Annotated in this window: 16 protein-coding genes; 2 read left to right on the top strand and 14 right to left on the bottom strand. The window is 41.8% G+C overall.

Annotated elements, in window-relative coordinates:
- Nucleotides 1–104: 104 nt before the first annotated feature.
- Both B4U37_RS05600 and B4U37_RS05595 read right to left on the bottom strand, forming a co-directional pair.
- The gene (locus B4U37_RS05600) at nucleotides 105–956 is read right to left on the bottom strand and encodes a VOC family protein (protein ID WP_088017439.1); all 852 of its coding nucleotides are present in this window, start codon (nucleotides 954–956) and stop codon (nucleotides 105–107) included.
- A 159-nt stretch (nucleotides 957–1115) separates the two neighbouring features.
- On the bottom strand, nucleotides 1116–2537 hold the full coding sequence (locus tag B4U37_RS05595) for an alanine/glycine:cation symporter family protein (protein ID WP_088017438.1): 1422 nt from the start codon (nucleotides 2535–2537) through the stop codon (nucleotides 1116–1118).
- A 356-nt stretch (nucleotides 2538–2893) separates the two neighbouring features.
- Here B4U37_RS05595 and B4U37_RS05590 point away from each other — a divergent pair, with 356 nt between their 5' ends.
- The gene (locus B4U37_RS05590; RefSeq protein WP_088017437.1) at nucleotides 2894–3076 is read left to right on the top strand and encodes a hypothetical protein; all 183 of its coding nucleotides are present in this window, start codon (nucleotides 2894–2896) and stop codon (nucleotides 3074–3076) included.
- A 184-nt stretch (nucleotides 3077–3260) separates the two neighbouring features.
- Here B4U37_RS05590 and B4U37_RS05585 read toward each other — a convergent pair whose 3' ends face one another.
- From B4U37_RS05585 to B4U37_RS05530, 12 genes are all read right to left on the bottom strand, one after another.
- Nucleotides 3261–5324 (bottom strand): sigma-54 interaction domain-containing protein, encoded by a 2064-nt coding sequence (locus B4U37_RS05585; protein ID WP_198317105.1) that lies wholly within the window; start codon nucleotides 5322–5324, stop codon nucleotides 3261–3263.
- Nucleotides 5325–5398: 74 nt separating this feature from the next.
- Nucleotides 5399–6568 carry a beta-aspartyl-peptidase gene (gene iadA / locus B4U37_RS05580; protein WP_088017435.1) on the bottom strand — a complete coding sequence of 390 codons (1170 nt, stop codon included), beginning with the start codon at nucleotides 6566–6568 and terminating at the stop codon, nucleotides 5399–5401.
- 27 nt (nucleotides 6569–6595) lie between these two features.
- Nucleotides 6596–8977: a cyanophycinase gene (locus tag B4U37_RS05575; protein ID WP_088017434.1), complete on the bottom strand. Its 2382-nt coding sequence runs from the start codon at nucleotides 8975–8977 to the stop codon at nucleotides 6596–6598.
- On the bottom strand, nucleotides 8950–9969 hold the full coding sequence (locus tag B4U37_RS05570; protein ID WP_088017433.1) for an ABC transporter ATP-binding protein: 1020 nt from the start codon (nucleotides 9967–9969) through the stop codon (nucleotides 8950–8952). The genes B4U37_RS05575 and B4U37_RS05570 overlap by 28 nt, the downstream gene beginning before the upstream one ends.
- Nucleotides 9966–10949, bottom strand: a complete 984-nt coding sequence (locus B4U37_RS05565) for an ABC transporter ATP-binding protein (protein WP_088017432.1) — start codon at nucleotides 10947–10949, stop codon at nucleotides 9966–9968. Before B4U37_RS05565 ends, B4U37_RS05570 begins: the two co-directional genes overlap by 4 nt.
- Before the next feature lie 15 nt (nucleotides 10950–10964).
- Nucleotides 10965–12524 (bottom strand): ABC transporter permease subunit, encoded by a 1560-nt coding sequence (locus B4U37_RS05560; protein WP_088017431.1) that lies wholly within the window; start codon nucleotides 12522–12524, stop codon nucleotides 10965–10967.
- Between the two features lie 21 nt (nucleotides 12525–12545).
- Entirely contained in the window at nucleotides 12546–13469 is a 924-nt protein-coding gene (gene nikB / locus B4U37_RS05555; protein ID WP_088017430.1) for a nickel ABC transporter permease, read from the bottom strand.
- 65 nt (nucleotides 13470–13534) lie between these two features.
- The gene (locus B4U37_RS05550; RefSeq protein ID WP_088017429.1) at nucleotides 13535–15169 is read right to left on the bottom strand and encodes a glutathione ABC transporter substrate-binding protein; all 1635 of its coding nucleotides are present in this window, start codon (nucleotides 15167–15169) and stop codon (nucleotides 13535–13537) included.
- 634 nt (nucleotides 15170–15803) lie between these two features.
- The gene (locus tag B4U37_RS05545; RefSeq protein WP_088017428.1) at nucleotides 15804–16817 is read right to left on the bottom strand and encodes an ABC transporter ATP-binding protein; all 1014 of its coding nucleotides are present in this window, start codon (nucleotides 16815–16817) and stop codon (nucleotides 15804–15806) included.
- Nucleotides 16810–17832 (bottom strand): ABC transporter ATP-binding protein, encoded by a 1023-nt coding sequence (locus B4U37_RS05540; protein ID WP_010198387.1) that lies wholly within the window; start codon nucleotides 17830–17832, stop codon nucleotides 16810–16812. Before B4U37_RS05540 ends, B4U37_RS05545 begins: the two co-directional genes overlap by 8 nt.
- A gap of 16 nt (nucleotides 17833–17848) precedes the next feature.
- Nucleotides 17849–18775, bottom strand: a complete 927-nt coding sequence (locus B4U37_RS05535; RefSeq protein ID WP_088017427.1) for an ABC transporter permease — start codon at nucleotides 18773–18775, stop codon at nucleotides 17849–17851.
- Nucleotides 18776–18796: 21 nt separating this feature from the next.
- Nucleotides 18797–19696, bottom strand: a complete 900-nt coding sequence (locus tag B4U37_RS05530; RefSeq protein ID WP_088017426.1) for an ABC transporter permease — start codon at nucleotides 19694–19696, stop codon at nucleotides 18797–18799.
- Between the two features lie 373 nt (nucleotides 19697–20069).
- Between B4U37_RS05530 and B4U37_RS05525 the strand changes: the two genes are divergently transcribed.
- On the top strand, nucleotides 20070–21665 hold the full coding sequence (locus B4U37_RS05525) for a glutathione ABC transporter substrate-binding protein (protein ID WP_088017425.1): 1596 nt from the start codon (nucleotides 20070–20072) through the stop codon (nucleotides 21663–21665).
- Nucleotides 21666–21727 lie beyond the last annotated feature (62 nt).

Here is a 21727-nt window from a genome sequence, read left to right as displayed (position 1 = left end):
GCTCCCATTGTACGCGTAGTTGTCTTTAAGATGTGTTGTGCTTCCAATATTTATACGACGTAAAAAAACAGACCCCTTTTTAGAATAGAAGTCTGTTGTGTTAATTAATTCAATTTAATTCTATTTCCTGATGGATCCTTTGCAAAATATTGGCCATCTAATACCTCTACTTTATAACCTAAAGATGTTAGCCTTTCAACAGCAGCGAGCTTCTTTTCTTCACTTGAAAACACCAATGAGAACCATACAAGACCTACTGAATTGGCGGCAGGTGCAGGTGCTCCGACTCCATTCCAAGTATTCAGACCGATATGATGATGATAACGTTCCGTTGAAATAAACAAAGCCTGGGCCCCATAACGAGTGACGACTTCAAATCCGAGCCCTTTTGTGTAAAATTGCTCGGTATCTTTTAATTCCGAAACATGAAGGTGTATATGTCCCATGACTGTTTCTTTAGGAAGACCATCCCATAAGGTATCTTGCCCCTCTTTTAACAAGTCTTCCACATCAAGTGCTATCGATGCCATCTCCACTTCTGATCCGTTCCAATTCCATTCCTCTGCTGGACGGTCCCTATAAATTTCAATCCCGTTTCCATCTGGATCCGCCAAATACAATGCCTCACTTACAAGGTGATCTGAAGCCCCTTGGAGGCGGACTCCTTTGGCAATGAAATGGTGTATAATGCTACCAAGATCTGACCGTGTTGGCAAAAGAAGCGCAAAATGATATAGGCCGGTGGTACGTTGCTGTTTTGGTTTTATATCATTAGGTTGTACGATAGTCAACAACGGCGTATGCCCATTTGCGGAGAATACCGCTTGCGATTCTGTTTGTTCTAATAGTTTAAAACCAATTATTGTTGTATAAAACTCAATGGAACGTTGAAGATTTTCTACATTTATCATGACATCCTTCACATATGTGGTAGGACTTTGATGGAAGTGTTTCATATATAAGTACCTCCTTGCGTTTGATTTTACTTTGAAATTCAATATCTTGAATTAAAGATATTTTACCACATTAATTATTACTTGTTAATGTTTATTTTACTATATAACAAAAAAGCTACAGGACCACCAGGATCCCGTAGCTCTATCTTTTATCAAATTTTAAGCCCCTTTTTCCTCCACACTTTTCGGCTCATCTTCCCAGCATTCCGTATTCTCTAATCCCTTAATGTTACTTGCATAGAATACTGGTTCTTTTCCTTCCTTACGCTGCTTCATGTAATCTTTCAAAACAGCAAGAGCAATTTTTCCGATAAAGGCCAATGCTACAAGGTTGGTGATCGCCATCAATGCCATGAATAAATCCGCAATATTCCACACCATGCTCAGGCTGGCAACAGAACCAAAAACGGTCATTCCAAGTACCGCTAAGCGGAAAATCATGATGGCTGTTTTGCTTTCTTTAATAAACTCAATATTGGATTCTCCATAATAATAATTTCCAATGATCGAACTAAAGCAGAATAACAAAATTGCGATAGCGATAAAGATACTTGCCCAAGGCCCAACATGTTCCGCCAGCGCCACTTGAGTCAATTGAATACCTTCCATCTCTTCTCCGCCAGGAATACCTGCAAGCAAGATGATGAAGGCTGTTGCACTACAAATTAAGATAGTATCCACAAATACTCCAAGCGTCTGAATGAACCCTTGTTTGGCTGGGTGACTTACATCCGCAGTTGCCGCTGCAACCGGAGCACTACCCATACCAGCTTCATTGGAGAACAGGCCGCGTTTCACACCATTCATAATGGCAGCACCAATACCGCCGGCTACGGCTTCGTTCAGACCGAAGGCACTTGAAACGATGACGCCGATCAATCCTGGTACTTCTCCAATGTTAATTGCAATAACATATAGCGCAAGCAATAAATAAGAAACAGCCATAACTGGTACAACAACTTGCGATACCTTGGCAATTCTTTTTACTCCTCCAAAGATAACCATTGCTACGATTGCTGTGAGAACTAACCCGAGCACTAAACGATTCACTCCAAATGCTTCATTAAATGCAACGGTAATGGTGTTTGCTTGGACAGATGTAAATGCCAATCCAAAGCAAAAAGTGATCAAGACAGCGAATAGAATACCCATCCAACGGGCTCCCATTGCCTTTTGCATATAGTAAGCAGGACCACCTTTAAAGCCACTCTTATCCCTTACTTTATACACCTGTGCAAGTGTACTTTCAATAAAACTTAAGGAAGCGCCAAATAGAGCAACCACCCACATCCAAAATACGGCACCAGGTCCTCCAAGCGAGATGGCGATCGCCACACCGGCAAGGTTACCTGTACCAATTCTAGTTGCCGCACTGATACAGAATGCACCAAAAGAGGACACTCTCTTTTTAGCTTCATTTGATGTTGGGCTTTCTTTTAATAACCGAAACATCTCGCCCAACTGTGTAAATTGAACAAATTTTGATTTCAAAGAAAAATAAATTCCAAGGCCAACCAATAGTGCAATAAGAACATATGACCAAAGAATTTCATTACTCCATTCAATAATTGTGTCTATCATGCTGTTCACACCTTTTCTTTAAGATTCTTACACATTTGTATTTTTGGTAACGCTTCCAATATTTGTTTCCTATAAAAATATTTAATAGAAAAGCTTTAAAGTTTTCCTATTAAATACTTTTATCACTAAATCTGTTATTATTACAGACCAGTTTGTAAAATCCACAAGTGTTATATAATACTTTTATAACTTTATCACTATACTAAGATAGTTTCAACAATAATTATTGAATTACATACTTTCTCTATTTTCAAAAAATTAATCTTTCTATAGATACCCAGTAAATTCTTATTACCTTTCTTTGCAGAAATGGTTTATACTAAATTTACTAATATGGACCATTAGGAGGAAGCTATATGTCAGAAAGCAATGAACCAAAGAAAATCAGTCTGCAAGAAGCGATGAAAAAGCAATTAGAAAACAAAAAGAAGCAGGCAGCAGGCGGCAAAGGAAACTTCAACGGAGCACAAGGAACACAAAAAATGAAAAGCCAGCAAACAAAAAAACCAAGCAACACCAGAAGAAAGATGGGCGTTTAACGTAGTTTATAGGAAAAGCATATCTTAAGTTGATTGAAGTCGAAGGCGCGCAGACGCCCGCGGGAGGAAGGGACAGGTGAGACCCCTGAAGCGTTGTGAGGAGGCTCACGGACCGCCCGCAGGCAAGCGAAGCGCCTGAAACGGAAATCAACAGGAAAGGCAGTAAGTGGATGAATGATTCCACTTACTGCCTCTTTTTCATATGGAAGGTTTTTTCACCGAAAACAGTCAACTTCGTCCCTTGCCTCCCCCGCTTTTTCTCAACCAACCCCATCTTTTCTAACGTTTCAAGCCTTGACCGTACTTGCTGCTCAGTTAAGAACCTCCCACCACTTCTTGTTACTTCTGAAATTTTCACTCGGCTGACCGTTTCTCCCGTCCGCTGTAACTGATAGATGATTTCTACTAGGTTGCTCAATTCTTCATTCAAATCTTGTTGAATGTACGGAAGTTCGGCGGACTCTAGCGTAACGGCCACTTCTTTCATGCTCTTTCTTGCCTGCTGGAAAAACCCTTCATTCGGAATATCTTCTACCTTGATCGTATTTTCTTCGCATACTGCGAGCATATAATCGAGGGTGTTTTTTAGTTCACGGATATTTCCGTACCAGTTGTAATGTTTGAGTCTCTCTAACACTTCAACTTCCAGCTTAATTGATGGTTGATCGCTTTGTTGAATGAAGTGATGAATGAGGTGTGCAATGTCTTCCTTTCGTTTGCGAAGAGCAGGAAGTTGCAAGAATAAGACTTTTAACCGATGGTACAAGTCCTCCCTGAATTTCCCTTCTTCCATTAACGAAAGCAAGTCCTTGTTTGTGGCCGCTACCACGCGAACATCTACAGGAATTATTTTATTGCCACCAATGCGGAGCAGTTCTTTTTCCTGGAGGACCCGAAGCAATCTTGCTTGGACCTTCAAGCTGATATCTCCAATTTCATCTAAAAAAATGGTACCGCCATTCGCCTGTTCAAAAAGACCCTTTCTTCCGCCTTTTTTCGCTCCAGAGAATGCACCTTCTTCATATCCGAAAAGTTCACTTTCCACAAGATCTTCTGGAAGAGCACTGAAATTGACAGCTAGAAATGGTCCATTGCTACGAGGAGAGGCATAGTGAATGGAGCTGGCAAACAACTCTTTCCCTGTTCCACTCTCCCCTTGTATGAGGATGGTTAATTCTGTTTTAGCAAGCTTGCGGGCTATTTCCTTAGTACTCAATAATTCTGGATGGTTGCCTACTATATCTTCAAAATGATACTTTCCGTAAAACCCTTTTTTCACTAATTCTCTTTTCAATTGTTTTTCCATTTCAATTGTTTCACTTGCATCTTTAAAAGTGACGACGACGGTCCCTTGAGGATCTATCATGAAACGATGAACCATAAAGTTCATAGAATTGATGGTAAAATAACCGTCCGCTTCTTCCTCTCTTTTGTTCATGATGAAATCATAAAGAGTGCGGTCAGATATCACATCGCGGACATGTCGGTCGATCGCTTTTTTCATTGGAATTCGCAGGAACCGCTCCAATATTTCATTAAAGACTGTAATTCTGCCCAACTGATTAATGGCCAGAATCCCGTCATTCACCCCGTTTACCACTTTTTTCAGGTGATCACTGATTTTATTTGCTTCCTGGTTAGCGTCACCTAGTCTTTTGCTTAATCTTGTAATCGTACTTATGTATTTACTAGATACCTGATCTTGCTTTTCCTCTAGAAGACCTAATCTATTTAGTATCGTAATGATGGTAGTGATATCGATGAGCCTTGGACCTATATTGATAACTTCTTCTACATAAGGGGGGACAAGATCGAGTTCGCCTGGCGTAATAGCTATCTTAATTTGTTCTTTTTGCTTTTTGCCAGGAAAATATGGAATTAATTGAAGATGATTGATTCCCAGAATCTCAAAGGATGAGATCGCTTCCTGAACCGTTTCCGGAAAATCATTCACATAAAGGACTTTCTCGCCTCTTGCCACACTGTATATTTTGTCAATATTAAGAAAGTTAACGATGCGCCTCGCTACTAATACGGTACAATTGTCACCGATGTAATCTTTGGCTTCCTCCTCAATTAGATGGGAGGATAAAATAATCAGTTGATTGTGTACCTTTGTTACTTTGTGGGCATCAACGGAATAACTGCGAATCCGGATAAAATCGCCAATGATTTCGTTCAACTGGTTATCCAATGTTCTTCTCGTTTCCTCAGACCCGGCCAATAGCGTCAGTTCCTTTGTTTTCATCCCCAAACCCACATACCTCCATCTATAGAAAAACACTGTCCTTTTGGGCAACAGTGTTTTTCTACTATTATAGCTTACTCGAAGGTTCCTTTTACAAGCAGTTTTTTATTCCACATCATTTTTTGACCAAGTGCTATGACAGCTTCCATTTCATAGGACGCTTCATTCAAAATAACCAGATCGGCGTCCTTCCCTACTTCAAGCGTCCCTTTGGAAGCTAAGCGCAATACTTTAGCAGGGTTCTCTGTAATAACCTTCAATGCATCAGCGGGCTGTACCCCTTCTTCCAAGATGGCATCTTTCACTTCTTTAAATAAGGAAGTGACCCTACCCAATTGCAAACCGATGAATTCCCCGTTCTCATCGAATTCCGGCAAACTTGCCTGGCCGTCTGAAGAGAATGTAATCTGTCCGATTGGCACACCTTTATCGAGCATTACTTTCAAGCCCACACTGCATTTCGTTTCACCCTGTTCAAGAAACTTGGCAATACTTGAAGTGGTAAAGTCCACATAGCCGCCTCTTTTTGCATGTTCTATTCCCGCTTCAAACAACTCCCGATTGCGATTGATATGTGTAGGCAAGAACTGGCGGATAGGAATATCTGTTTTTTCGATGACTTCTTCGAGAATCGAGAGCTTACTCTCGCTATCTCCTAGATGCATATTTACAATTCCCGCTTTACCAGAAAGCATCCCACCAACACGGGCTGCCGCAGCAATTTTGGCGATATCCTCATATCCCGGCTGAGAGGAGCGGTGATCGGCAATCGCTATCTCCCCGACTCCGATTATCTCTTCTATTAATATTAAGTCATCTTCAATCATTCCAGTTAGCGTTTTAACAGGAACCTGATAGGAACCTGTGTGAACATAACAACTGATACCTTCCTCTTTTAACGCTTTAGCTTTTGCTATAAGGCTTGTCATTGTCCGGGTGGTACCATCTGTGCCAATGACTCCAACAAGGGTTGTGATCCCGCCTTTAATCGCATCCGACAATACAAGTTCAGGGGTGCGGGTCCGGTAGCTGCCTTCTCCTCCGCCGCCCATGATGTGGACATGATTATCAATGAAGCCCGGTACGATAAGTTGACCTGTTACATCAAGCACTTCAATATGTGCTGATTCTTCAAATTGAATGTTATCCTCTATTGCCGCAATCCTTTTATCGACAATTAGTATATCTTTTTTTCCTAGATAATCAGGACTGTAAACGGTCCCGTTTTTTAATAACTTAATCATGTAAGAAGTCTCCTTCAGTTTTTCATCCTAGTCCACCCAAAGAGATAATCGAATATTGGTGACCGTTCCTTTTTTATAAGTTGCTAAGGAATCAGGAGTATAATCTTCATCACTTTGGTAGTATTTTGAAATATCATCCTTTGCCCATTGTAACGCAAATACTGGGTCAGATGCATCACCTTTTATTTTGGTCACCTGTTCTGTTTCCGAGCTCTTAGCAAAAAATAGCAGGGATTTGGTAGATTCATACTCTCCGCCGAATAGATTAGGGCTTTGGTATAGTGGAATTTCACTTCGATTCACTTTTTGTTTAGTTTCAGCAGGGACGACTTCTTTCGTGACCATGTTGAAAGTATCTCCTTCAGTCAAGTAATGCACGGTGACATCATCTACTTCAAATCCTAGTGTTGCAGCTTTTCCATTGAAGGTTGCACCACTTGCATCAAGGATCCATACACCGTTCTCCCCAACAACTTCCCCTATATCTCCATTTAATTTAAGAGCTGTCCCTTCATCCAAGCCTACTCCAATTTCATGGCCTGTATCTCGCATAGCGACAAGTAACCGGCCAAGTCTACCACGCATATCAAAGTGCGTATCGGTCAGGATGTTTTCAACAAGGCCAAGCCCTGGTATCTGAAAATTGTTGTCTTTAAGGGTTGGATCAAGAAAGCCTGTCAGCGGTACATCAGCGACGGTTTTCACTTCAGTATCATTGATGACTAAGGCTTCAAAACTTCTCCCAACACCAAACATCGGGTTACTCATCACATGTGCACCTGCACTTGTCCCGGCTACCACCCCACCATTATCGTGGACGTATTGGATCGCTTCCAGGAGAGGAGTCGGTGTTCCATCATCTTCAAGCAACGACCTTGCATGCTTCATCTGGTCTCCTCCTTGAAGCATGACTGCATGACTGCTTTTCACAAGATTAACGAAATACTCGTCATAGGCGACAAAGTCGAAAGTGTCTATTGCAAGCGGTATATACACCGGTTCAAAGCCTCTGTTCCTAAATTCCGTTTCAAGGGCTAAATATGGTCCATCATCAAGATGAAAATGGTCATATGCAACGTCTACCGAATCTCTGGAACTATTAAAAATAGCGATTCTCGGGCGCTCGACACCTGCCGCTTCTCGAATTGCATTGAAATATGCATCCGTATCCCTTGTCGCACCTCCAGCAGGAAGCAAGGTTCCATCACCGTCCCCGATAGTTTCCAAAGGTACTGGCATCGTGTTCGTATTAATCATTTTAATAGATTTACTAGATCCAAGAACTTTTTCTTCACTCACTGCTGTCACATAGGCATAATATAGCTCATTACCTAGTGTATCGCCCTCAATCGTTTTTTGATCAGGTGCAAAGGACACCGGTTTATTCCCAATTTCATTTATTGATAGTAACTTTCCTCTATTTTCGAGTTGCAATTCTTCAAGGAATTCTAAATCCCCTCCACTTATAAGAGGCTCAACGAGTTTCGTCAGTCCTTTTGAAGAGTAGGATAAGAAATAGTGAGTGACTTTTTCGTCATCTGCTTGTTCAAAACTCACTGAGTAATTCTCAATATTTTTCCCGCTACCTAACAGCTCTAGATTAGTAGGATAAGGATTAATGCTGATGGTTCTGTCTGCCTCTGTCATTCCCAAGACTCCATCCTCTCCAAGTGTTGCTGCATATGCATGATAATCGCCTACATTCAAGGGCTTACCAGTGATCACATCTACCTGCCCAGATCTAAAGGTATTTCCCACTCCATCCGCGTAGCTCAGATTGGAAATTTTATAAAGTTTGTCCTTATTCTCTCCCTCTTCCTGAGAGGTCAGATGTTGATCAATTTGTTCCACTGTCAATCCGTTCATATAGTCCCAAACTTCATAAAAATCCTTTTTGGAATAGAACATCAAATACGCCTTTACACCATCCATCGCTTCCGCCTTTTGAAACCCCAGTTGATAATCTTCAATGACGGATCCATCCCCGTTTTGAAACAGCGTAACATCTTTCAAATCATAATCTGGACCTTTTTCAATAAATAGAGTGTACGTATCCTTTAAGCCCTTTGGAGTGGAAACATCGATTTGTATCCTCACCTTACTTGACGGCAACTCAACCTCCACTACTTTGCGATGGTTCACTTTTTCACCGTTTACTGCCACCTTGGCATTAACAGCTAAAGGAGTAATCAACAACATCAGTTTGTCTTCGTCTGTTTTCACAATATAATCTTTTACCTCTGCACTGAACTCACCTTCGAGCTGCCCATTAAGGACGAGCAATTCCTTTAAGTCTGTATGATGGACATGGGAAGGTTTTGCATATCCGCTTTTTGCAGGAAATATTAAAGCAACACACAGCAAAACAGCAAGCATTTTCGTTAAACGTTTCCACTGCTTTCTGAACATGAGGATACCTCCACACTTTTATTTTCCAAAGAATATAAGTGACAGGCGACATGGTGACCATCCGAGTGTTCCATTAACTCCGGGCGTTCGGTATGACAATGGGCCATCACTTTCGGACATCTTCCTACAAAAGCACAGCCTTTGGGCGGATCTACCGGAGAAGGCACGTCGCCTTGAAGAATGATTCTTTCCTTCCGCTTCCTCGGGTTCGAAATCGGAATGGCATCAATCAATGATTCTGTATAAGGATGAAGCCTTTTTTCGAAAATTTTGTCCGCTTCTCCAATCTCTACAATCCTTCCTAAATACATCACTGCCACACGGTTGCATAAATGTTGAACAACACTTAAATCGTGAGAGATAAATAGATAGGTCAGCCCAAATCCCTCCTGCAAATCTTTTAATAGATTTAAAATTTGCGCTTGGATGGATACATCAAGAGCTGCCACAGGTTCATCGGCGATTATTAATTTTGGTTTTAAAATAAGGGCCCGGGCAATTCCTATACGTTGCCTTTGCCCTCCTGAAAATTCATGCGCATATCGATGCAGGTAGTTTTTATTTAAACCACATACCTCCATGATATCTTCCATTAATTTTCGCCGTTTGTTTCTTTCTACTCCGTGGGCCTTTAGAGGCTCAGCCAAAATCTGTTCTACTGTCAGTCGAGGATTGAGCGATGCATATGGATCCTGGAAGACCAGTTGCATATCTTTTCGCCTGCTGCGCATCTCTTTAACCGACAGCTCCTGTAAGCTCTCGCCTTGAAACAGAACCTTGCCCTCGGTGGTCTTTAACAGCTGGGCAACTCCTCTGCCTGTCGTCGATTTCCCACAACCGGACTCTCCCACCAACCCAAGTGTCTCTCCTTCATTAATTGTAAAAGAAACACCGTCTACTGCTTTGACATGAGAAGCAACTTTTTGTCTTATGCCTTTTTTAATTGGAAAATATATCTTAAGGTCTTTCACTTCTAACAGCGGTTTACTCATACAGTCACACTCCTATCTGCATGAAGCCAGCACCTGCAGGAATGACCTTTTTTTACTTCAAGTAATTCCGGGTCCTCTTCCCTGCACAACGGAATTGCCTTACTGCAGCGATCAGCAAAACGGCAACCTTGTGTAATTGTACCAGCCAACGGAACCTGTCCCGGGATGGAACGCAGTCGGTCCCGTTTTTCCCCAAGCTTTGGAATCGACTCTAACAGCCCAATCGTATAAGGATGCTTAGGGTTATTGAACAATGTATCTACATCCGTCTCCTCCACAATTTCTCCTGCATACATGACTATGACTCTGTCACACATTTCTGCAATCACTCCAAGGTCATGGGTGATCAGCATGATCGCCGTGTCGGTTTTCTTTTTCAAATCCTTCATTAGATGTAAAATTTGCGCCTGAATAGTTACGTCCAACGCCGTTGTCGGCTCGTCTGCAATTAATAGCTTAGGTTGACAAGCAAGACCCATGGCGATCATCACACGCTGACGCATCCCACCTGAGAGCTCAAAAGGATACGCTTCGTAAATTTGCTCTGCACGTGGAATCCCAACAAGTTTCAACATGTCTATCGAACGTTCTCGTGCCGCTTTTTTTGTTATTTCATTATGTAAAAGCAACACTTCGTCCAATTGCTTTCCAATTGTAAAAACAGGGTTAAGGGAGGTCATCGGCTCTTGAAAGATCATGGAAATCTCATTTCCTCTAATTTTCCGCATATCCCTTTCCTTCTTTTCCAACAGGTTTTCTCCTTGATAATGGATGGAACCACCTGTTATTTTACCTGGAGGTGATGGCAAGAGCCTCATGATAGATAGGGACGTGACACTTTTCCCACAGCCAGACTCCCCTACTATACCAAGCGTTTCTCCCTTGTGTACGTCAAAAGATATCCCGTTTACCACCTTCAACTGCTTTCCATCACTCTTGAAGCTAACCTCTAGATCTTTAATTTCAAGCACTTTTTCCATCTATGTTGCCACCTCCTATTCCTTTAACTTCGGATCAAGCGCATCTCGCAATCCATCTCCTAAAATATTAAAACTCAAAACGGTAATAACAATCGCCAGTCCAGGGAAGAACGTCGGATGAAATACATTACCACTGTTGTCCTTCGCTGCACTTAACATAGATCCCCACTCAGGAGCGGTTATGTCCCCGCCTAATCCAAGGAAACTTAGGGCTGCTCCAATCAAGATTGCCACCCCGATCCGCATCGTCAAATAAACGATAACCACTGACAATGTTCCAGGGAAAATGTGTCTCATAATAATCACGCTATCCTTAACCCCGATTGATTGCGCCGCTTCTACATAGGTCATCTCTTTTAACGCAAGCGTACTTCCACGAACAATTCGGATAAAGATAGGAATGGTAAACACCGCCACCGCAAAAATGATATTTGTCAGTCCTGCACCAAGGAAAGCGATAACCGCTATTGCAAGTAATATCCCGGGGAATGCTAGCAAAATATCAGTAAAACGCGTGATCAAACTATCAATTCTTCCACCATAATAACCAGCTATCAATCCAAACGCTGTTCCAATGACAGCCCCAATAGCAACCGAAACGAAACCGATGATCAGCGTTTCTCTTGTCCCCATGACCACTCTGCTGAAGATATCCCTGTTCTGGTGATCTGTCCCAAAGAAATGAGTGAAAGAAGGCGGTTGATGCTTATAAATGTCTACCAAACTCACTTCTGTTGTTTCAGGTACGATAGAAACTAGCTTCGGTGTAATCTCTTGGACAGCTACCGGTAGATGGACAACTGTAGAAACTGAACCCGCTACAACTTGAATCAGCGCGTCCCCTTGCCCTTTTAACGTGACAAGTCCTTCTTGGGAAACTGTTGCCAGCTCCTCATCCAGTGAAAGAAATTCCACTCCCCCATCACTTTCCTCGGAACTCCCTGCTGACACAAAACCGGTGCCTTTATTTTCTCCTTCCTTATCTTCTTGTCCATCGAGCAGGAAGGCATCTAATTCATCTAGACCATTGAAAGAGGTCCCGTCGGTCATAATCGCCTTAAGTTCAACAGTATACCTATCACCACTTTGCATGATATCATTTGGCTGATCTGCTTCTATTCGAACAATGCTCGGCTCTTTTGCTTCTGTATCGTTTGATACATTCACCCCAACGAGCGACCGGACTCCCTCACTCTCAATAAATGCCTTGGTAGCCCCAGAAGTATTTGCTGTAATTGTCACGCCGTCTTTCATTCTTCTGATGGAAGCAATTCTTCTATCTTCACTTTCCACCTTCACATTCATTAATTCTGCGCCGGTAATTGTGCTTCCATCACTCAGCATTCCGGTTAATTGGATACGTTTGCTTGTTAGATTTTCGGAATCAATGCCTTTTTCTTCGTATTGCAACGTAACGGGGCGATACGGATCAAAAGGGGCAATCCAAGAACCGAAAACGCCAACAAGCACGATGAAAGCTACAATGATAAATGCGACAAAAGCAAATCGCTGTTTAATGAATTTATGAAGAAACACCTTGAAAGGAGAATACGAAGTGTGCATTTTTTTGCTCATAGATTTGTGTCTCCTTTACTATTAATCGTATCTAATCTGGGGGTTCAAAAATCCGTAACTAATATCTACTAATAGATTGACTACCAGAAACTGAAAAGAGAACAGTAAAATCAGTGCTTGAATGACCGGATAATCCCTCGCTAGAATGGAGTCAACAAGGTATGATCCCAGTCCAGGCCAAGCAAATACTTGTTCCACTACTACCGCTCCCCCAATGAGGAATCCAAACTGAAGACCAGTCATGGTCACAACCGGGATGAGTGCGTTTCTTAACACATGACTCCACACGACAACCGACTCTTTCTGACCTTTTGCTCTGGCAGTCCTGACATAATCCTCCCGCATTACCTCAAGTACACTTGACCTTGTAAACCTTACAATAGTAGCTGCAACTCCAAATCCTAGCGTGATGGATGGGAGGAAAATGTGAGCAAATGTCCCGCTTCCACTTGTCGGAAACCATCCCAGTTGTACGGCGAATATTTGCATGACCATCAGACCGAACCAAAATTCAGGAACACTTAGCGCTGTAATCGCAGAAACCATCCCAACTCGGTCCCACACCGTATTTCTTTTTGTAGCAGAAATAATCCCCACAAAAATTCCAATAAGGATTGCCCAGAACATCGCAAGCATCGTCAAAGTAAATGTAAAGCCAAAACGCCTCATGATTTCAGATGACACTTCCGTTTTTGTCCTGTAAGAGGAACCGAAGTCCCCTTGTATCAACATGTTGTACATATAAGTTCCATACTGGACTATAAGCGGTTGATCAAACCCTTCCTTCGCTCTCAAAGTTTGATATGTTTCCTGATCCAATTCCGCTCCGTACATGATGCGTATCGGGTCCCCAGGAGTTAAGTGAACAAATAGGAAAGCAATAATTGTAATGATAAGTAGAATTGGAATCATGCCAATAATTCTTCTGACTGCAAACTGAATCATACGGTTCACCTCTCATATAAAAAGTAGACTCATAGGTTTCTCGCTTCCTATGAGTCCATTTTCTATTATTGTTTTTCTACTAAATTAAGATGTACTCCCCCTGAAGGCAGAACATAGATTCCATTGACATCTTTTCCTTTTGCAATGATGGTATCTGGAATATGCAAGAACACCCAAGGAGCATCCTCATAGATTTTCATTTGGATATCAGCGTAGATAGATAAAGCTTGATCCTGATCTGGAGTACGAAGCGCATCGTCAAACAGACCGTCTAACTCCTCATTGATATAAAAGCCGGAGTTATTGAAGTTAGGAGGCACTCGATCAGAAGCAAAGTTTGGTCGTAGTCCATAATCTGCCTCACCTGTTCCTGGTGACCAGCGTCCGATCCAAAGATCCGTTTCCTCTCCAGCATCCAACATTTCAAACAACGTACCGCTTTCAAATGCCTGTACTTCCACGTCAATGCCAACCTCTTTCAATTGAATCGCGACATACTCTGCAACAGAAACGAATTCCGTTGTGTTTCTTGTCCACAAAGTTGCTTTGAATCCTTCTTCCATTCCTGCTTCTTTTAGTAATTCTTTTGCGAGTTCCTTGTCATGCTCATATACACTTTGCCCTGCATATCCATAAACGGCAGGTGCAATCGCGGAATCGGCCACTTGTGCATATCCATCCGCAATTTGCGCAATAAGCCCATCTTTATCGACGGCATGGTTCATTGCTTGTCGAACCTTTAGATCGTTGTATTTCTCTTCTTTAAAATTCATTCCGATATAGAAAACGTTTGTCGATGAGCCCACATATAAATCAACATTCTCTTCCTGCTCAAGTTCTTTTGCATTAAGCGTAGGAATCGGGAAAATCACATCTACTTCACCAGTTTTCAACTTATTTACACGAGTACTTGCTTCAACAATTGGCAAGAAGGTGATGCTGTCGACTTTCGGTTGTTCTTGGTCATTCCAGTAGTTTTCATTCTTTGTCACAACAATTTGTTCGCTATCTTTCCACTCTTGAAACTTAAATGGTCCAGTTCCGACAGGATTACGGTCTAGGTTGTGATCCGGATCTTCTTTCTTCTTTTTCAGCTCTTCCGGTGATTTGAAAGATGCGGAAGAATGCGCCATATAGGATGCCATGGCAGAGTTAGGCTCTTCCGATTTAATAGTGATGCTGTACTCATCATTTACTGTCACTTCACTGATAAAAGAGAAGAAAGATGCACGTGCCAAGCCGTTTTCAGCATCACGCACAAAGTCTAGATTTTCTTTTGCCACTTCGGCATTGAAATCTGTTCCATCATGGAATTTTACACCCTGCTGCAGGGTGAAAGTAATTTCCGTTGCATCTTCATTAAAGTTGTATTCGGTCGCTAGGACGGGTACAAGATTCATCTTTTCGTCGAATCGCAAGAACCCTTCAAACATGGTGCTTTGAACGGTTGCGGAGTTACCGTCTGTGGAGTTAAATGGATCCAATGACGTAGGTTCCGCTTCTATCCCGACTGTTAACTCGCCACTGGTTTCTGCTGCTTCTTCTGTATTATTTTCATTTGTGTTTTGGTCTGGTTGAGTATTTGTGCTGTTATTACTAGTTGTGTTCGAACTACACGCTGCAAGAAATAGCAGACAGATAATTAATAAAAACTGCATCATCCATTTTGCTTTACTCTTTTTTCGTAATTGCCTTTGCATACGGTTGATTCTCCCCTTTTTGAATTTTGTTTTTACTCTCAATAGAGGTAGATGCAAGAAGCGTGCCAAAAATGAAATATTCTAAATATTTATACTTAAAGGTGTAAGGTTGGAGAGTTTTGGAATGAGGGAATTTTTTATGGTTGCTTTTATTGGGTGTTTTTTGGGTTGTTGTTATGATTTTAGGTTGTTTTTGGTGGTTAATGGTGATTTTGAAACTGAAATGGAGATATGGAAAACATAAAAGGGAATAAATAGCTTCTATGACGACCCCTACCCTACTTTTTCACCATCACCAGGCGCCATACACTCCCTATGACGACCCCTACCCTGTTTTTTCGCCATAACCGGTCGTCATACACTCCCTATGACGACCCCTCACCCGATTTTTCACCATCACCAGGCGTCATACACTCCCTATGACGACCCCTACCCTGTTTTTTCGCCATCACCGGTCGTCATACACTCCCTATGACGACCCCTCCCCTACTTTTTCACCATCACCGGGCGTCATACACTCCCTATGACGACCCCTACCCTACGTTTTCACCATCACCAGGCGTCATACAATAAAATACAACACAAAAAAGCCACCCCCAACAACCGCTGAGAGTGGCCTTTCCAAAAAACTAGATTAATAATTCGTCTTCAACTGAGAGAAATCAACAGCCCCGTCTTCCACCAAGTGGCAAGCAGACTGTTGGTTAACGCCTGGAATACCATGTAGCTTTGGTTCTTCCGTGCGGCAACGATCGAATGCATAAGGACAACGCGTATGAAAGCGACATCCTGCAGGCGGGTCAATTGGAGAAGGAACATCACCTTTTAAAATGATACGTTCTTTCTTCTTGCCAAGGTCCGTACTTGGAATCGCAGATAATAATGCTTTTGTGTATGGATGCTGTGGATTTGCAAAAAGCGCGTCTTTATCAGCAATCTCCACAATTTTACCTAAATACATAACAATGATTCTATCAGATATATGACGTACAACCCCAAGGTCATGAGAGATAAATAGATACGTCAGATTAAATTCACGCTGTAATCTTTTAAGCAAATTCAATACCTGTGCTTGTATCGAAACGTCCAATGCAGATACCGCTTCATCACATACAATCAGCTTTGGATCAACAGATAACGCGCGGGCAATACCAATACGTTGACGTTGGCCTCCACTGAACTCATGCGGATGGCGATCAACCTGATGGGCACCGATTCCAACCGTTTCAAGCAATTCCACAATTTTTTTACGGCGGTCTTTACGTGGCACAACGTTTTGGATTTCTAGTGCTTCCTCTAGAATATCACTGACTGTTTGACGAGGGTTCAAGGATGCATATGGATCTTGGAAAATGATTTGTAGATCCTTACGCTTCTTTCTCATCTGGGATTTACTTAGAGCAAGTAAATCTTCTCCTTGGAAACTCACTTCTCCGGAATAAGGATTGTCCAGACGAAGGATCGCACGGCCGGTCGTGGATTTTCCGCACCCGGATTCTCCAACGATACTGACTGTTTCCCCTTCTTTAACGGAAAAACTGATGTCGTCTACTGCTTTGACATGGTTAACCGTCCTTCCAAAGATTCCGCCTTTAATAGGAAAGTATTGTTTAAGGTTTTTTACTTCTAATAATGTTTGATTACTCATGGCTAGCAGCAACCTCCTCATCTTCCCACTTATCTGTATAGATCCAGCAGCGAACTTGATCGCCGTCTTCTGTTTCCTTCAAGTCTGGCAAACTACTGCGGCAAATGTCCTTTGCATGTGGACAACGAGGTGCAAAACGGCAGCCCTGTGGCAGGTTGAAAGGACTTGGCACAGACCCATCAATAACAGACAGGTCCCCTTCCACATCCTGATCATGCTTTGGTACAGAGTTTAATAGACCAACAGTGTACGGATGTTTCGGGCTGGAGAAAATGGTTTGAACATCTGCATATTCTACCACTTTTCCGCAGTACATTACGGCAACCTTGTCACACATCTCCGCGACTACACCAAGGTCATGGGTAATCAGCATTAACGACGTCCCAAGTTCCTCTTGTAATTTTTTCATTAGATCCAGAATCTGCGCTTGAATGGTTACATCCAATGCTGTTGTCGGCTCATCGGCAATCAACAATTCCGGGTTACAGGCAAGCGCAATCGCGATCATCACACGTTGACGCATACCGCCTGAAAGTTCGAATGGATATTGTTTCGCACGCTTTTCAGGAGATGGTATACCAACTAAACGAAGCATATCCACCGCTTTCACCCAAGCAGCTTTGCGACCAAGCTTTTGGTGAATACGAACAGATTCTGCAATCTGCTCTCCACAGGTCAATGTAGGATTCAATGATGTCATCGGTTCTTGGAATATCATAGATACGTTGTTTCCACGAATTTGCATCATCTGTTTTTTCGTTTTATCTAAAAGGTTTTCCCCTTTGAAAATAACTTCTCCCCCTACCACTCTACCAACAGGTTCCTGAAGCAGACGTAAAATAGATAGAGATGTGATACTTTTACCGGATCCTGACTCCCCTACAATACCAAGGGTCTTCCCTTTTTCAATGGAAAAGTCAACCCCGTCAACGGCTTTTACTTCTCCTTCATCTGTAAAGAAGGAAGTGCGTAACCCTTTTACTTCTAATATTTTATCGTTCTTTGAAGTTTTCATTTTCTTCACCGTCCTTTTAGTTAAGGTCTATACGTTTGTTAATTAAACGGTATGTGATATCCACCAGGAAGTTTACAAATACGAACAAAATCGTACAAACAAGAATTGTTCCTTGAACCATCGGGAAGTCACGCATTGTAATGGAACTGATAATCAAACGTCCAAGTCCATTTATCGCAAAAACTGTCTCTGTAATAACCGCTCCACCAAGCAATCCACCGAATTGCAAACCTACAACCGTTACAACCGGTATTAACGCATTGCGAAGTGCATGCTTGTAAATTACCAATCTATCACTGACACCTTTAGCATAAGCCGTACGGATATAATCCTGATCTATAACATCCAACATACTTGAACGAGTCATACGAGCAATAATTGCAGCTCCACCAGTTCCAAGTGTAATTACCGGCAAAATCACCTGTTTCCAATCGTTACCCCAACCTGCAACAGGAAGGACCCCTAAGTTAACAGAGAAGAAGTAAATGAGCATGATTCCAAGCCAGAAGTTAGGCATGGAAATACCAAACAACGCAACAATCATCAAGGAAGTATCTGCAAACGTATACTTTCTAGTTGCTGACACTATACCAGCAATCAATCCAAGAATAACGGAAAGAATGGTTCCCCAAATTGCTAGTTCCACTGTAATCCAGAACCTGCTTGTGAAAATCTCTGAAGTAACATCACGATTCGTACGGATGGAAGTACCTAAATCCCCTTGAATTGCGTTTCCTATATAACTGAAATACTGAACATACAACGGATCATTTAATCCCAATTTCTCACGCATTGCTTCAATCTGTTCCGGGTTAGCCTGTTCACCGGCCATAATCTGAGCTGCATCCCCAGGAATCAAGTGCATCATCATAAATACTGCCAACGTTACACCAAACATAACCGGTATCGTTTGGAAAAGTCTTCGAATGATATATATAAACATGTTAGTTCACCTTCTTCTCCATTATTTTTTCGCTTTCGGATCTAACGCATCTCGAAGTCCGTCACCCATCAAGTTGAATCCGATAACCACCAACAAGATAACAAGTCCAGGGAATAGTGTAATATGAGGAGCCTGCGCAATATATGAACGCCCTTGACTCAACATCGCACCCCATTCTGCTGTAGGTGGTCTTGTTCCCATGCCTAAGAAGGACAGGGCACTCGCTGTAATAATGGCAGAAGCAATATATAGCGTTGCTTGTACAATAATTGGTGACATAATATTCGGTAAAATGTGTTTGAAAATAATTCTGAAATCTTTTGCTCCCATTGCCTTAATTGCATCAATGTATTCCAATTTCCGAACACCTAGAGTTGAACCGCGGACAATCCTTGCAAAAGACGGGACTGCATAAAAAGCAACAGCAATAATAACGTTCTGTGTGCTTGCGCCAAGAACACTTACGATAGCCAAAGCAAGAAGGATTCCCGGGAAAGCCAATAATACATCACAAATTCTCATAATCAGAGAATCGATCCATCTACCGTAGTAACCAGATACAATTCCAAGGGTTACCCCGACAATCGCACCTAACAGAGTAGAAACAAACCCGATTCCCAATGAAACTCTTGCCCCGTATAGTAGACGACTGAAAATGTCACGCCCTACATCATCTGTTCCTAAGTAATTTTCGGCAGAAGGTCCTTCCAACTTATTCATAACATTGGTTGTATTCGGATCATGGGTTGCAAGTAATGGGGCAAATATACCCATCAAAATAACAAATATAATAATAAAGGCGCCTGCCATGGCAGCTTTATTTTTTGCCAGTTTCTTATAGAATGTTTTCCAACGAACCGACTTCGTATTTTCTATACTAACTGGAACTCCTGCTGTCGTTTGTGGTTGTGGTTGATCCATACGCTCTTCTCATCCCTTCATCTCTTTGTAACAAACTTAATATTTCTAAATATTCAACATAACTAGATTCTATAATAGCTATTAATTCGTAATATTACAATAGTTTTAAAGAGTCTTAGCATACTTAATTTTTTGATTAATAGATTTTTTAGCTAGAATTACCTTTCATTATATGCATGAAAAAATTAACAAAAACGTAATATTAATTCATTTTTTTACGGGAATTATTACAAAAATAATAAATTTGTTAAAATTTCTTGTAAAACAACTCTTGTGAATTTTCAGTTTTTGAATTATGATAATAAACAATCGTGGCTTATCCATTGATTACAATCTTGTAACAAAAAACAAATCTTCAGGGGGGTAATTTTACATGAAAGCAAAAAAGAATGTGTTTTTCTTGCTTCTGCTTTCACTTATGCTAGTTCTTTCAGCATGTAGTGGCGGTAACAGCAGCACACCAACAAACGGAAACACTAATGCCGGATCCGGCGATGGTGAAGATGTTGCAGGACAAGAAGGCGGAGAATTAGTATACGTTGTTCCATCTGATGCTCCTACACTTGATCCACACGGAATGAACGATACTGCAACAACTAACGTAACAACTCAATTATTCGACCGTTTAACTGCATATGAAGCAGACGGAACTGTCATTCCTTCTTTAGCTGAATCTTGGGAAGCTGTAGATGAGACTACTTGGGAATTCAAACTTCGCGACGACGTTAAATTCCATGACGGAACTGATTTCACTGCAGATGCTGTAAAAATGACGATCGAGCGTATCATCGATCCTGAATTTGCATCTCCACGTGCAGTAGTACTTAACATGATCACAGAAGTAGTTGTAGTAGACGACTACACTGTTCAATTCAAAACAGAAAAGCCTTTCGCTCCACTACCAGCTCACTTAGCACATAACGCTGGTTCTATCATTGCTCCTTCTGCTATTGAAGAAGAAAACAACGGTGGTAAAAAAGTAGACGAAAACCCAGTAGGTACTGGTCCATTCGTATTTGGATCTTGGAACCGCGGTGCTGAAATCGTTTTAAACAAAAACGAAAACTACTGGAACGGAGCTCCTGCTCTTGATTCCGTTAAATTCGTAGTAAATGCTGAGCAGTCTACTCGTGTAGCACAACTTGAAGCTGGTGAAGCTCACGTTATCCAAGTTGGTGCTTCTGATGTTGCTCGTGTAGAAGGTATGGAAAGTGCTGGAATCGAGTTAACACGTGTTCGCGGTACTCGTATGGACTACTTAGGATTCAACATGGAAAAAGAACCTTTCAATATTAAAGAAGTACGTCAAGCTATCTCCATGGCTATCAACAAAAACGATATCGTTGACGGTATCCTTGACGGTCAAGGTGTACCTGCCGTAGGACCTCTTGCTCCTACAGTTGTTGGTAACTACCAAGATCTTGAGCCACTTGGTTATGATGTAGAAGCTGCTAAAGCACTACTTGCTGAAGCTGGATTTGAAGATGGTTTTGAAACAACTTTATTCGTAAACGAAGGATCTAAAGAGCGTGCGGACATCGCATTACTTGCTCAAGATCAGTTAAGCCAAATTGGAATCAAAGTTAACATCGAAACAATCGAATGGGGTGCTTTCCTAGAGAAAACTGGCGCTGGTGAGCACGAACTATTCATCTTAGGTTGGACTACTGTAACAGCTGACGCTGACTACGGTTTATACGCTTTATTCCACTCTTCTGCTTTCGGTGCTCCTGGTAACCGTTCATTCTACGCAAACGACCGCGTGGATGAGTTACTTGACCTAGCTCGTTCTGAGACTGATCAAGCGAAGCGTGACGAAGCTTACAAAGAGATCTCTGAGATCCTTGTAGACGAAGCTCCAATGGTTTACTTGCAACATCCTGACTTCATCTATGGAACAAACGGTGCTAATGGTCTATTCGTAGACTTCAGTGGTACTCCTTACTTCCACGGTGTGAAGCTTAACTAATTAAAATGACCCCCGACTAGCGATAGTCGGGGGTTTTTTCATGTTAAAGTGGTATCTTGAAA

This window comes from Sutcliffiella horikoshii (assembly GCF_002157855.1).
In the GTDB taxonomy this organism is placed as follows: Bacteria; Bacillota; Bacilli; order Bacillales; family Bacillaceae_I; genus Sutcliffiella_A; species Sutcliffiella_A horikoshii_C.
This window is presented reverse-complemented; position numbering and strand designations above follow the sequence as displayed.